The sequence below is a fragment of the Nitrospirota bacterium genome, assembly GCA_016219645.1.
Classification (GTDB): Bacteria; Nitrospirota; Nitrospiria; order Nitrospirales; family Nitrospiraceae; genus Palsa-1315.
In genome coordinates, this window is the sequence record JACRLR010000067.1 from 27,814 (window position 1) to 41,293 (window position 13,480).

The 13,480-nt window shown below is 55.3% G+C and carries 13 protein-coding genes; 12 read left to right on the forward strand and 1 reads right to left on the reverse strand.

Annotated features, from left to right (window positions below; all coding sequences use genetic code 11):
* Positions 1-13: 13 nt before the first annotated feature.
* The 5 genes from HZB34_17105 to queA are packed head-to-tail and all read left to right on the forward strand — an operon-like array spanning position 14 to position 4,741.
* Positions 14-1,219, forward strand: coding sequence for an SMP-30/gluconolactonase/LRE family protein (locus HZB34_17105; protein MBI5317680.1), 1,206 nt, complete (start codon positions 14-16; stop codon positions 1,217-1,219).
* 15 nt (positions 1,220-1,234) lie between these two features.
* On the forward strand, positions 1,235-2,257 hold the full coding sequence (locus HZB34_17110) for an aspartate-semialdehyde dehydrogenase (GenBank protein ID MBI5317681.1): 1,023 nt from the start codon (positions 1,235-1,237) through the stop codon (positions 2,255-2,257).
* Complete coding sequence (locus HZB34_17115; GenBank protein MBI5317682.1) at positions 2,257-2,511, forward strand: DUF2905 domain-containing protein; 255 nt, start codon at positions 2,257-2,259, stop codon at positions 2,509-2,511. Before HZB34_17110 ends, HZB34_17115 begins: the two co-directional genes overlap by 1 nt.
* Entirely contained in the window at positions 2,508-3,722 is a 1,215-nt protein-coding gene (locus HZB34_17120; GenBank protein MBI5317683.1) for a SpoIID/LytB domain-containing protein, read from the forward strand. The genes HZB34_17115 and HZB34_17120 overlap by 4 nt, the downstream gene beginning before the upstream one ends.
* Positions 3,722-4,741, forward strand: coding sequence for a tRNA preQ1(34) S-adenosylmethionine ribosyltransferase-isomerase QueA (gene queA / locus HZB34_17125; GenBank protein MBI5317684.1), 1,020 nt, complete (start codon positions 3,722-3,724; stop codon positions 4,739-4,741). The genes HZB34_17120 and queA overlap by 1 nt, the downstream gene beginning before the upstream one ends.
* An 88-nt stretch (positions 4,742-4,829) precedes the next feature.
* Here queA and HZB34_17130 read toward each other — a convergent pair whose 3' ends face one another.
* A complete protein-coding gene (locus HZB34_17130) occupies positions 4,830-5,528 on the reverse strand; it encodes a SurA N-terminal domain-containing protein (protein ID MBI5317685.1) in 699 nt (232 codons plus the stop codon).
* Between the two features lie 220 nt (positions 5,529-5,748).
* Between HZB34_17130 and HZB34_17135 the strand changes: the two genes are divergently transcribed.
* The 7 genes from HZB34_17135 to HZB34_17165 all read left to right on the forward strand — a co-directional run bounded on the left by HZB34_17135 (position 5,749) and on the right by HZB34_17165 (position 13,402).
* Positions 5,749-6,207 carry an RDD family protein gene (locus HZB34_17135; GenBank protein MBI5317686.1) on the forward strand — a complete coding sequence of 153 codons (459 nt, stop codon included), beginning with the start codon at positions 5,749-5,751 and terminating at the stop codon, positions 6,205-6,207.
* 55 nt (positions 6,208-6,262) lie between these two features.
* A complete protein-coding gene (locus HZB34_17140) occupies positions 6,263-7,294 on the forward strand; it encodes a rod shape-determining protein (protein MBI5317687.1) in 1,032 nt (343 codons plus the stop codon).
* Positions 7,295-7,321: 27 nt separating this feature from the next.
* Positions 7,322-8,197, forward strand: a complete 876-nt coding sequence (gene mreC, locus HZB34_17145; GenBank protein MBI5317688.1) for a rod shape-determining protein MreC — start codon at positions 7,322-7,324, stop codon at positions 8,195-8,197.
* The gene (locus HZB34_17150; GenBank protein ID MBI5317689.1) at positions 8,194-8,685 is read left to right on the forward strand and encodes a hypothetical protein; all 492 of its coding nucleotides are present in this window, start codon (positions 8,194-8,196) and stop codon (positions 8,683-8,685) included. Before mreC ends, HZB34_17150 begins: the two co-directional genes overlap by 4 nt.
* Positions 8,686-8,725: 40 nt before the next feature.
* Positions 8,726-10,615 (forward strand): penicillin-binding protein 2, encoded by a 1,890-nt coding sequence (gene mrdA, locus HZB34_17155; GenBank protein MBI5317690.1) that lies wholly within the window; start codon positions 8,726-8,728, stop codon positions 10,613-10,615.
* The gene (gene rodA, locus HZB34_17160; GenBank protein ID MBI5317691.1) at positions 10,551-11,711 is read left to right on the forward strand and encodes a rod shape-determining protein RodA; all 1,161 of its coding nucleotides are present in this window, start codon (positions 10,551-10,553) and stop codon (positions 11,709-11,711) included. Before mrdA ends, rodA begins: the two co-directional genes overlap by 65 nt.
* Before the next feature lie 170 nt (positions 11,712-11,881).
* Positions 11,882-13,402, forward strand: a complete 1,521-nt coding sequence (locus tag HZB34_17165) for an Rne/Rng family ribonuclease (protein MBI5317692.1) — start codon at positions 11,882-11,884, stop codon at positions 13,400-13,402.
* The last annotated feature ends 78 nt before the right edge of the window (positions 13,403-13,480 follow it).

Below are 13,480 nucleotides of genomic sequence, written 5' to 3' on the forward strand. Positions count from 1 at the left end.
ATTGTTGAGACGAATGGGCACGGATCTCAAAACAGGATTCATCCAGACCGTTGTCGGTACCGGAGAGCCTGGGTGGTCCGGTGATGGGGCCTTGGCTCTCGTCGCTTGTCTGAATGAGCCGAAGGGGCTCACCCTCGATGCAGAGGGGAACTTCTTCATCGCTGACTCCGAGAACCACGTTGTTCGGAGGATCGACAGGAAGACTCGATGTATCAAGACGGTCGCGGGACGCGCACAGGGGGTTGAATCGGGAGCGAAGCACGGCTCGCTTGTTCTGGTGGCTGAGGGGGAGGATGACGATCCTTTTGCTGACAATGGCAAAGGTCATGATCATGCCTTTACCCAACAGGCCGACTTGAGCGGGACCGTTCGTTATGTTGTGACCGGTACGGCGCTGGCCAAACGTTTCAGCGGAGATGGCGGGCCTGCTGATCAAGCCCTCTTGAATTTTCCAACCGCGCTCGCGATCGATCGGGCAGGACATCTCTACATTGCTGATACGCTGAACCATCGGGTGCGACGTGTGGATGCGGTGACAGGGGTGATCACGACAGTCGCAGGCCTGGGGCAACCCCGATGCTCAGGTGATGGAGGGTTGGCCGTGGAAGCGGGGTTGAATGAACCGGCTGCCTTGGCAGTGAGCGAGGAGGGCGTCCTCTATATTGCCGACCAAAATAACAACCGGGTGAGGGAGCTGGATTTAACCACCGGAGTGATCAAAACGGTCGCAGGCACCGGGATAGCTGAGTATAATGGAGATGGTATGGCAGCGACAGAAACCGGTCTAGCCGGTCCTAGTGGCCTAGACCTTGCGCCAGATGGCACGTTGTATATTGCCGATAGTTTTAACGGAAGGATTCGAGTTATTGATCCCGAGACCGGTCTCATACGAACTGTGGCTGGTGACGGCGGTGAGTATCGATACCAGGGGTCGGACGAATCACCCAGTACTAGCCTCTCCCGGCCATCGGGGATTACGTTGGATGAGGAGGGGAATCTGTACGTCACAGATTCGGACAACCATCTGGTGAGACGATGGGATCGAATCACTGGGCGTATTGAGCGCGTTGCAGGGATTGGTGTGGCGCGCTACGGAGGCGATGGAGGCGCGGCCCTCGAGGCCGGCTTGAGTTATCCGTTTGGCATCGTGATGGATCGCGCTGGGCATGTGCTCGTGGCCGATACTTTTAATCATCGCATTCGTGAAATCGTACTCTAGGTAGGGTCGAAGCTCATGTTGAAAAAGAAACCAGGATATGCCGTCGCGATCGTCGGTGCGACTGGGGCGGTCGGAAAAGAAACGCTCGAGATTCTTGAAGAGAGGAAGTTTCCATTGACCGTCCTTCGACTATTCGCTTCGAAACGTTCGGCCGGCGAAGTGTTGACTTGTCAGGACAGGGAATGGAAAGTGGAGGAGCTGACGCCTGAAGTCTCGTTTGCCGGTGTCGACATTGCATTTATTTCTGCGACCGACGACATCAGCCGCGAATATGGCCGTCGGCTTGGAGCGGCCGGTGTCGTGGTGATTGACGATAGCGGGGTCTTTCGCATGGAGGCCGATGTTCCACTAGTGGTGCCGGAGGTGAATGCTCATGCGCTGAGAGCAATGCCTCGCGGAATCGTCTCGATTCCCAACTGTACGACAACCCCGCTCGTCATGGCGCTTAAGCCGTTGCAGGATGTTGTGGGGGTGAAACGTGTTGTCGTCACGACGTTTCAGTCCGTGTCTGGAACCGGTGCCGCAGCGATGGATGAACTCATGACCCAAACGAAAGATCTGTTGGCATTTCGTGATGCGAAGGCCGAAGTATATCCTTACCAGATCGCTTTCAATCTCTTGCCGCACATCGGCTCCTTCAACAATGATGGGGATTGTTCTGAGGAAGTGAAAATCGCCAAGGAGACAAGGAAGATCCTTGAAGCCCCGACGCTGCGTGTGACGGCGACGACGGTACGGGTTCCGGTGCTGCGTTGCCACTCTGAGGCGATCAATGTTGAATTAGAACGGCCGCTCAAGCCGAATGAAGCCCGCGCGGCGTTGGCAGCGATGCCTGGCGTGATCGTGTACGATGATCCAAGCAAGAAACTCTATCCGATGCCGCTGGATGCGACCGGGAAGGATGATGTTTACATCGGTCGCATTAGAGAAGACGAATCGATTACCAATGGTCTGAACCTCTGGGTGGTATCAGACAATCTTCGCAAAGGGGCCGCGCTGAATGCGGTGCAGATCGCAGAACACCTGGCCAAAGGCTGATGACTGAGTGGGGAATTCTAGGGAAAATATTCATCGGAGTCGGGGCTTGTGTGGTACTCGCCGGCCTGTTGATGTTGGTGGCAGACCGTATACCAGGAGTTGGGAGTATGCTGGGATGGTTCGGCAAGCTCCCCGGCGACATCTCGATCCGACGAGATAATTTCAGCTTTTCGTTTCCCATCGTCACGAGCCTACTCCTCAGCGTCATCCTGAGTCTGGTACTCTGTCTCATAACATGGATCTTTCGACGGTGAAACAACTGAAGGGTGTACTGTATCGAACCGTCGTGACGGGGGTGTGTCTTCTCAGCCTGTCCTGCGGGGCCGAGGCGGCTGAATCGATCCGTGTTCTGTTAGCGGCCGATGTGCCCAGGCTAGATATTCAAGCCAATGGTTCCTTGTGGGTGACGGATGCAAAGGGTCGTGATCAGGTTCTGCGAGCCCCAGTCCAGGTTGTGGCCGACGGAGCGGGGTTTCTGCTAAAGGGCCTCCGGATACAGACGGAACAACTGACATTACATGGCGGAGAGCAAGGCCTCGTGCTGACCTTCCCACGACTTGCCCGTAAGACCAATGGAGTGGGGATGTCAACAGGCGACTCCAGCACGGAGATTTCGCTGAGCGGTCTTGTCCAGCTCGTGCGAAGAGGCAAGGGGTTTTTAGTCATCAATCGGGTGGATCTTGAAGAGTACGTCAAGGGGGTGGTTCCCGCAGAGGTGAGTTCAACCTGGCACCAGGAAATGTTGAAAGCGCAGGCGGTCGCCGCACGGACCTATGCGCTCTACCAGAAAATGTTGAGTGCTACGCGGGAGTACGATGTGGCGGCGACGGTGCAGGATCAAGTCTATCGTGGAAAGCAGGGGATTGATGGGGGGATCCTGCGCGCGGTCGAAGAGACCCGTGGGCTGGTCGTCACCTATCAGAATGCGCCGATCTACGCAGCCTTCTCATCGACAGCCGCAGGCCTGACGGAAGATGCTATGAATGTGTGGTCGAAAGAGTACCCCTATCTCAAGGGTGTTGAATGTCCCTTCGATCTTGCCTCTCCCTATTATCGATGGAAGTCCTCGTTCAAAATCGATACGCTCGAGGAAAGTTTGCGACAGCAGGGATTTTCGGTGGGGACGATAGCAACGATCGCACCTCTGTCCTTCAGCCGCGGGGGACGTGTGGCGACGCTGCGTGTCGTCCACTCTGGTGGAGAGTTGGTTCTCCGCGGAGAAGAGTTGCGGAAAGCAGTTGGTTACACCATCATTCCCAGCACACAGTTTGCCATCGAATTTATCGGCCAAGATCTGGTGCTTTCCGGCTTTGGCGCAGGTCACGCCGTCGGGATGTGCCAGTGGGGAGCGAAGGAGCTGGCTGAATTAGGGTATTCATTTTCCACGATTCTGCAGTACTATTATCCCGGCACCGAACTGCAATCCCTGACACTGGTCCGACCTCCTACCCCGCCGTCCTCGTAATGCAGCTGTCCGAATTCGATTTTCCATTCGACCCTTCGCTGATTGCCGCTTACCCCTGTCTCCCGCGCGATCAGGCCAGGCTGCTCGTTCTGCGACCGCGCGAGAGCTCGTTCGCCCATCGCCACATCGGCGAGTTGGGTGAGCTTCTTCAGCCCGGCGATCTCCTCGTGGTCAATGATACGAAGGTGTTGGCCGCGCGTGTGGCCGGGAGGAAGCGCCCTTCTGGTACGGAGGTCGAAATCCTCTTTGTGAAGAATCTTGGCGATGAGATATGGGAAGTGCTGATAAAGGGGACGTTGCATCCAGGGCAAATTATTGAAATGGGTGCGAAGGCTGTTGCCGTGGTAGTCGAACGTGGTGTATCACGAACGACGGTTCGGGTTGAGAGTCCGACTCCGTTGAGTGAATGGATGCGACAACATGGTCAAATGCCGCTTCCTCCCTACTTGAAACGTGCACCGACCGACCAGGATCGAGAATGGTACCAAACCCTGTTCGCGCAACATGAGGGCGCCATTGCTGCCCCGACCGCAGGGCTCCATTTTACACCCTCACTATTGGCACGACTGCAACAACGAGGGGTACGTCTCACAACCGTCACGCTCCATGTTGGTACGGGGACGTTCAGGCCGGTGACGGTCAATCAGATCGAAGACCATCGGATGGGCGCAGAGTGGGTCGAGATTGGATCAGAGGCGGTTCGTGCTATCGAGCAGGCACAAGCAGGGGGGAGACGGATCATTGCTGTCGGGACCACGGTTGTGCGCGCACTCGAAACCGCAGCTCAAGCTGACGGCCAGATACGGCCTTATCGGGGAGAGACGGAGTTGTTCGTGACACCAGGGTTCCAGTTTAGGGCGGTTGATGCCCTCCTCACGAATTTTCACTTGCCACGGACGACATTGCTCATGCTGGTTTCCGTATTGGCGGGGACTGAATTTCTTCGGCAGGCCTATGCAGAGGCGGTTCGTGAGCGGTATCGATTCTACAGCTATGGTGATGCGATGTTGATTCTCTGACACAGTCAGTAAGTCCTCAAGCCGGACTCCCGTCGAAGATCATCCGAGAAGTTATGACTTGATGACGTGACGACTGTTGACGAGGGTATTACAACAATTCTCGGTTGATCTTGATAGGGATGGTGGTTTTGAGCGATGCAGCGTACGCCGTCAGAGCACGTTGCTGCTTTTGAAAGAGGACGTCTTGCACGGCAAGGTCTCTTGCTGCGGCAGCCTTTGCAGGATCTGACTCAGTTTGCCGTAGCGTGAGGGCTTGTGCTTCGGCAAGCTCGGCAGGGGTAAGGACCACGGCGTCGCGAATGATCATCCGGGCCTTGTTGCTCAGCACTTCTTTCGCCTCCATTGCCTCGAATGTCGCGGGCGTGAGATGATTTGCTGCCAGGAGCCGTTTATAGATCTCAGGATCGAACGTGCCATTTTTTTGAAAATCCGGTATTTGCATGATGACTTCACGCAGATCGTCGCTGTCGACGGTGAGGCCCATGTTCTTTGCCGCAATGAGCCAAGTCCGATTATCAACGAGCTGATCCACGACTAATTGTTTGATCGTTTCGTCCTTGAACTCTCCAGGGACTTTATCTTTATAGAAGCGATAGGTATTCTCATAGGCGCGTCGGAATTCCTCGTGGGAGACGGTGAGATCTCCAACTGAGGCAACGACGGTGCCGCGCTGTTCACCAAACCCCCACCATCCCATGGTGATAACGAAGGCCAGGGCGATGATTCCCATGACGGATTTGAGGAGCCACGGATAGCTATGGGACCCCTCACGGATAAGTTTGAGCATAACCACTCCTCGGAAAGTTCCTAGCCGGATTCTACTCATGGATTTGGGCAAAGGCAAGAGATGCCAGTTCTTCCGCGAGGTGATCGTATGGTCAAGTGAGATCGTCTGTTCGTAAAGCAGAGATCGACCACTCGCAATGATTGATCTGCAGAAGAATGGTCTTTGTTTGTGCTAGATGATCCGATTTGGTATACTTTGCTACCAATTGTAAGGAGATCCCTTGGCGGAGGAGGTCAGCGGGACTCACTCAGTAGGTGCGGGGATTTATCCCAAGGCACAGGTCCTGAACCGTGGTATTGCCAAACTCATCGATCTATTCATCGTCGTGGCAGCCAGCCAATTGATCATGCCCGTAGGTTTCCTCGGAGGATTGGCGTATATACTGGTTGCTGATGGGTTTGCCGGTGGGCGTAGTATTGGTAAGCGATTGATTGGTCTCGAGACGGTGCTTCCGGATCGGCGTGTAGCAGCAGGATTTCGGGAATCCATTATTCGCAATCTGCCCTTTGCGGTCGCTCACGTAGCCTTCGCGATTCCCTATGTGGGGTGGCTTGTGTCGGTGGCGATCATTGCGTTTGAAGCGGTGTTGATTCTTGGAAACGAACAGGGGCGACGTCTTGGTGATGAAGTAGCCGGCACTCAGGTGTTGGACGCGGGTCGGCTGGCATTATCTGACTAATTGTGCTGTCCGTGTCTTGAGGGGAGGGAGAGCATTCGTGGGCATTGGGAGTGACATCTTCGGATGGTTCTCAAACGACCTAGCCATTGACCTTGGGACGGCGTCAACCCTTGTATATGTGCACGGGAAGGGGATCGTGCTTAACGAACCTTCGGTCGTGGCGGTCGAGAAAAAGACGGAACGAGTGCTCGCAGTCGGCACAGAAGCAAAGCGAATGTTGGGGCGTACACCGGGTAATATCATTGCGGTACGGCCGATGAAAGAAGGGGTGATTGCTGACTTTGAAATGGCAGAGCAGATGTTGAAGCGGTTCATTCAAAAAGCGCACAACCGTAGCGCGTTTGTGCGTCCCCGCATCATCATCGGCGTGCCGTCACGCATCACGCAGGTGGAGCAGCGGGCAGTCCGAGACTCGGCTGAGTTAGCCGGCGCACGCGAAGTGTATTTGATCGAAGAACCAGTGGCCGCAGCCATTGGTGCCGGTCTTCCGATCACCGAGCCATCCGGTAACATGGTGGTCGATATCGGCGGTGGCACGACCGACATCGCTGTTATTTCGCTCGGCGGAATTGTCTATAGCGAGTCCGTCAAGGTGGCGGGTGATCGCATGGACGATGCGATCATGAATTACATCAAGAAGAAGTATAACCTCCTCATCGGGGAACATATGGCGGAGCGTATCAAATTCGAAATCGGCTCTGCCTATCCGTTTGAGGAGCGCAAGACCATGATGATCAAGGGGCGCGACTTGATTTCCGGTATTCCCCGCACGTTGGTGGTGGATGACGCGGAAGTTCGGGAGGCGCTGCAGGAACCGATCGGGACAATCGTCAATGCGATTAAAGTGGCATTGGAGAATACCCCGCCAGAGTTGGCGGGCGACATTATCGATCGTGGCGTCGTACTCACGGGCGGGGGATCTTTGCTGAAGGGCATGGATACGCGTTTTCGGGAGGAGACGAATCTGCCGATCATCACCGTGGATGATCCCCTGACTTCCGTAGTCTTGGGGGTCGGGAAAATCCTCGATGAGTTGGATCTGCTCGCCAAGGTGTCGGTCATGTCTCAAGCCAATACCTACCGATAAAGTTCCTCCTTAACTCCCTTTATGTGGATGGCTCATTCTCGCTCTCCCTACGGTGCCAGACGCCTGGCGATTGTCTGCTTCGCTCTCCTGTTGGTGGCTCTTTTTCTGCTTCCCAGTCAAGTCCAAGGACTCCTTCAGTACCTGGATGGGCCAGTTGGATACGTCGTGCGCATTCCACTCGAAGCCATCGCCTTCATTGATGCTGGGATTGCTGATCGCTGGGAGCAGTATGTGGCGTTGCAAGGGGTTCGGGAGGAGAACCAGCAGCTGCGGAAAGAAATTGAATGGTTACGCGGGCAACAGAGCCAATTGCGTGAGTCGGTTGCCGCAACAGAGCGATTGACAGCCTTGCTGCAATTTAAGGAGCAGGCGCTCCCCACGATGGTCGCAGCTCAAGTCATCGGGCGTGACGCGACGAACCGCTATCGAGCCATCATTCTCAATAAGGGAGAGGGTGACGGGATCAAGCCGGACATGGGAGTGGTCACGCCTGCCGGTGTTGTCGGACGGGTCGTAAAAACGACAGGGGCATCATCGGTGGTGCTCTTGGTGACCGATCCGAGCAACGCTATTGCGGGTCTTATTCAGCGGACAAGAGACGAAGGCGTAGTGGAAGGGACGCAACAAGGGTTAGCCCAGATGAAGTATATTCCGTTGTTGTCGACGGTCCGAGACGGCGATCGCGTTGTGACCTCGGGCCTTGTTGGAGATTTCCCTCGCGGGCTCGTAATCGGCACGATCACGCGCATCGATAAGCAGGAAGGCGCCCTCTTCCAGTCTGCTGAACTCATGCCGGAGGTTGATATCGGTCGTGTGGAGGAAGTGTTGGTGATTCAGACTTCATATGGGCAGTCCACGAAGGCTGGAGCGGGTGCGGATCTGCCCGGAAAACCATCACCGTGAAATCTGTTATCTACCTGATCCTCGTGCTGCTGCTCGTTCCACTGCAGACAACGTTGCTGCCACATCTCAGTGTGTGGAACGTCAAGCCGGATATGGGGCTTGTGGCTGCCGTGCTTGTCGGGCTTTTTGCCGGAGAGCTGGAAGGGCTTCTCGTAGGGCTTGCGATCGGATGGGTCTTGAGTCTGTTCTCCGCCGGGGAGCTCTGGTTAAGCCTTCTCACGAACGGAGGCGCCGGCCTCCTGGCAGGATTTCTGGGGCGGCAGGTCTCTCAGATGACATCTCTCTCCTTGGGGCTGGGGCTGTTGCTGGTGTCGTTGGTGAGCGGGGCGTTTGCCGCCTTGAATTTCCAGCATTTCGACGGGTCACAGATGTGGTGGATGATCGAGTCGATCGTCTTCCCACAAGCCTGTTTTGACGGAGTAGTGGGAGGGGCGCTCTATTGGATTCTCTCTCAGCGGTTTGATGTCATCCGCCTGAGGACCGAATAACAGGTCTGTGATGGGCGTGGTGGAACGTTGATTGTGACACATGGCAACAGCTGGTCTGCATGATTCTGAACTTGGGGAGCTCCAGCGCCGGTTAGTCATTCTCCGTATCGGCTTGTTGCTCGTCGTGGCGTTACTGGGGCTGCGGCTGTGGCACTTGCAGATTCGAGAGGGGCCTTACTACCGCGATCTCTCCGAGAATAATCGCACACGTTCTGTCATCATCGAGCCGGCTCGAGGGCTCATCTACGATCGCAATGGGGTCTTGTTGGCGAATAACGTCCCAAGCTTCACACTCTATGTCTCGCTTGAGGATGTCAAAGATCGCGACCTGCTCATAGAGCAGCTCAGTAATCTCTTGGGGTTAGATCCGGCGCTCATCAGGACCAAGCTCACGGCTCGCGGCAGTAAGCAACTGCCGCGCAAGGTGAAAGGTCGTTTAACCCTTCGAGAGGCGACGTTGATCGAGTCTCACCGCCTGGACTTGCCCGGAGTCATGGTGCAAGTCGAATCGCAACGGAATTATCCTGGCGGAGTGACGGCTTCGCATCTCTTGGGTTATGTCGGAGAAGTGTCGTCCGAGCAGTTGGAAAAACCTGAATTTGCCGACCTGCACCAGGGGAGCATTGTCGGGCAATACGGCGTGGAGAAGTTTTTCGATCGGCTCTTACGTGGGCAGGCCGGGCAGAAAAGCGTGGAAGTTGATGCGGTAGGCCATGAGAAACAAACCGTGGTTGTCGAACAGCCCCATGCCGGGGACAACCTGTATCTCACGATCGATGTGCGTCTGCAAAAAGCGGCTGAAAGTTTATTAGGGGAGGAATCTGGCGCGATTGTCGCCCTCGATCCGAGGACTGGTGACGTGCTTGCCATGGCCAGCCGCCCAGGCTTCGATTCGAATATTCTCTCTCGGGAGCTTACACCGAAACAATGGACCGAGATCGTGCAAGACGAGGGGCGCCCCTTGAACAACCGAGCGTCACAAGGGCAGTACCCGCCTGGTTCGGTCTTCAAGGTCATGATGGCCGCTGCTGCGTTGGAAACCAAGACCGTGACACCATCGACATCTATTTTCTGCAATGGAGGGTATCAATTTGGTCGCCGCTTGTATCATGACTGGAAAGCAGGGGGGCATGGCTCTGTGGACCTCAGACACGCGCTTGTGCACTCGTGCGATGTCTACTTCTACACAGTAGGCCAGCGGATGGGGATCGAGACGATGGCCTCTTTTGCGCATCAGTTTGGGCTGGGAGAAGAGACGGGTATTGAGCTACCGTCTGAACGGGTTGGGATCGTGCCCTCCGAGGCCTGGAAACGGAAAGCCAAGAACGAACCCTGGCTGCCAGGCGAAACGATTTCAGCATCAATCGGACAGGGTTATGTGAATGTGACCCCGCTGCAGATGGCGAGTTTGATCGGCACCATTGCCAACGATGGCGTTACATTCCGTCCTCGATTAGTTCGGGCAGTGTTGGATCGAGCGACCGGAGAGCTACAACAAAGGGTCGCGGCTCCCAAACGTACGGTACAGTTGAGGCCTGGAATCATACCGTTGATTAAAGAGGCACTGGCCGGAGTGGTCACAGAGGGAACGGCCACACGGGCAAAGTCGTCGCTGGTGACGATCGCGGGAAAGACCGGTACGGCTCAGGTGGCAGCCTTGCGTACAGGCCCAGAGAAGGATATTCCAAAGAAGTTCCGAGATCATGCCTGGTTTGTCGCATTCGCTCCGGTTGAAGCACCCACCATCGCCGTGGCAGTGCTTGGCGAGCATATGGGCCACGGAGGGTCGGCATCAGCGCCGCTCGCCAAAGAGCTGATCGAGACATATGTGAGATTGGATCACCCTGCTCCTTCCGGCGTGACGGATGGCGCGGTTACACGGAAAGCGGATACCGGAGGAAGGGAACGAGATGATCGATCGGGCGATTAATAGCCGTGGCTTCGACAATTTCGATTTTCGTTTTATCGGACTGATCTTTGCCATCCTGGGGGTCGGCGTCCTGTCGATTTATAGCGTGACGCATGACCAAGGAGTCGCGTTCCCGTTTTACGCTAAACAGCTCGTATGGATTGTGCTCGGTACGGTCGCATTTCTCGTCATGTGGCTTTCGGACTATCATCGCATCGCACGGTTAGCGTATCCTGCCTATGCTATCATCCTCATCTTACTAGCCGTCGTGCTGTTTGAAGGCAGAAGCAGCCGGGGCGCGCAGCGGTGGATCCCGATGGGACCATTTGCCTTCCAGCCATCGGAATTCGCAAAGCTGGTCCTCATTCTGACCCTGGCGCACTACTATTCAGAGGCGCCGCGGGTTGGATGGCTCCAACGAGTGGTACTTCCGGGGTTGTTGGTGTTGCCAGGGCTGTTGCTGATCCTCAAGCAGCCGGATCTTGGAAGCGGCTTGAGCTTTATGGCGGTGTATGCGGCGATGTTGCTGATGGTGGGTATGCGGTCAAAGGCGATAGGTGTCATTCTTCTGTTTTCGCTGATGCTGTTCCCCTTCGCCTGGGAGCTGATGTGGGGGTCATTGCATGATTATCAGCGGCAGCGCATTATGACCTTTGTCGATCCGGTATACGATCCAGGGGGTAAGGGATACCATGCTCTCCAATCGAAGATTGCGATTGGGGCGGGAGAGTTAATGGGGAAGGGGCTGTACGGCGGGACGCAAAGCCAATTGAAATTTTTGCCAGAAGGGCATACCGACTTTGTGTTTTCGGTATTTGCAGAAGAGTGGGGATTTCTCGGTGTGCTGGTCCTCTTGACATTGTTTGTCGCATTGATCTGGCTCTCATTGGAAATTGTAGCGCGAGCGAAGGATCAGCTCGGGGCATTGTTGGCGGTCGGAATCATTTGCATGTTGTGCTTTTGCATAGTAATCAATATTGGCATGACAGTCGGTATGTTCCCGATCGTGGGGATCCCTCTGCCGCTCATGAGTTACGGAGGGAGTGCGACGATTATGACCATGGCGTCGCTCGGCCTGCTCTTGAATATCAAGCGCCGTCGATTGAGTTTCTTCTAATGAAAAGTTGATCGCACGGTCTCGAAAGAGTCGGGGTCGTGGCAAGAGGTTGATATTTATTGTGCGGATCGTCGGGCTGACGAACAGCCGAGTGGAGGTAGGAACCTGGGGATTCCCCGCGTTCGCTCCACGCATCAGTACGACGGTTCTACTGAACGGAAGGAGTCGGTATGGGAATAGAAATAGCGATTACAGTCGCACCAGAGGAAACTCGCGTTGCGGTGTTGGATGGCGGAGTCGTGACGGATCTCTTTGGGGACCGTGCAAAGCATAAGGACTTCGTCGGCAACATATATAAGGGAAAAGTGGCGAAAGTGTTGCCTGGCATGCAGGCCGCATTCGTGGATATCGGTCTTCCGAAGGCGGCTTTCATGCATGTGTCGGATTTATCATTGGATGCCGAGCCGGGAGACACGCTCGTCGATGCGGACGAAGAAGACAAGGATGCAGATAAAGACGGGGATATGCTGGGCCCTCGGCGCCAAAGCTCCAAGCCGATCGAACAGTTGTTGAGCGAAGGACAAGAGCTGATGGTGCAGATTTCCAAAGGGCCTATCGGCACGAAAGGCTCGCGGGTCACCACCTATGTATCGCTCCCAGGTCGGTATCTTGTGTTCATGCCCAACGTAGAACATATTGGTGTGTCACGCCGCATCGCCCGTGACGAGGAGCGGGCGCGACTCAAGGACATTATGAAACGAGTGCGGCACCCAGGTTGCGGATATATCGTTCGGACAGTGAGTGAAGGGGTCAAGGAAGATGAGCTAAAGTCCGATGTCGATTTCTTGCACGTCCTTTGGCAGGACATTCTGGCGAAACGTGAACAGAAGGGGTCGCCAGCGTTACTCCATGCGGATTTGAGTTTGAGTTTTCGTGTCGTGCGCGATCTCTTTGGGAAAAAAGTTGATCGGTTATGGATTGACTCGCGTGAGGAATACCAAGCGGTCCGAGATTTCGTGGAGCGATTCTCGCCGGAGCAAACGTCACGCATTCACTTGTACGACAAGGATGAAAGTCTCTTCGATCATTTGGGGGTCGAGCAGGAAATGGCGCGAGCCCTCAGTCGCAAGGTCTGGCTCAAGTCCGGCGGGCATCTCGTGATTGATCATACGGAGGCGATGACTGTCATCGATGTCAACACCGGACGGTTTGTAGGGAAGCGAGATCAGGAAGAGACCATTCTCCGGAACAATCTGGAGGCGGCGAAAGAAGTCGCGTATCAGATGAAACTGCGCGGGATCGGCGGAATCATCATTGTGGATTTCATTGACATGGAGCGTGAGAAGAATCGTGACAAAGTGTATCACGCGTTGCTCGATGCGATGTCAAGCGATAAGGCGCGTACCAGAGTGTCCAGAATCTCTGACCTTGGGTTGATCGAGATTTCTCGTGAACGGGTGAGAGAAGATCTTCTGCGTTCGCTCTCCGAGCCCTGTCACTATTGTGAAGGGCGAGGCTATACGAAGTCTCCGACCACGGTAGCCTATGAGATATTCCGCGATGTCCGCCGGATCGGAAGCAGCCCTGAACCGCAGCGGATCGTCATCGGCGCCCATCCCACGGTGGCTGGGCTGTTGCAAGATGAAGAGCGCCAAGGTCTTGAGGCCGTAGAGCGAGAGTGTGCCGCGAAGATCATTGTCATGCCGGACGAGCATCTGCATCTGGAACAGTACGATCTGGCTGTTCTCTAGAGGTTTGGTTTCGTGCGATTAGTCCTATGCAGCCTTTTATCAAGTCTGTACGTGCGGATTCTTCCTGCGAGGCCGTAG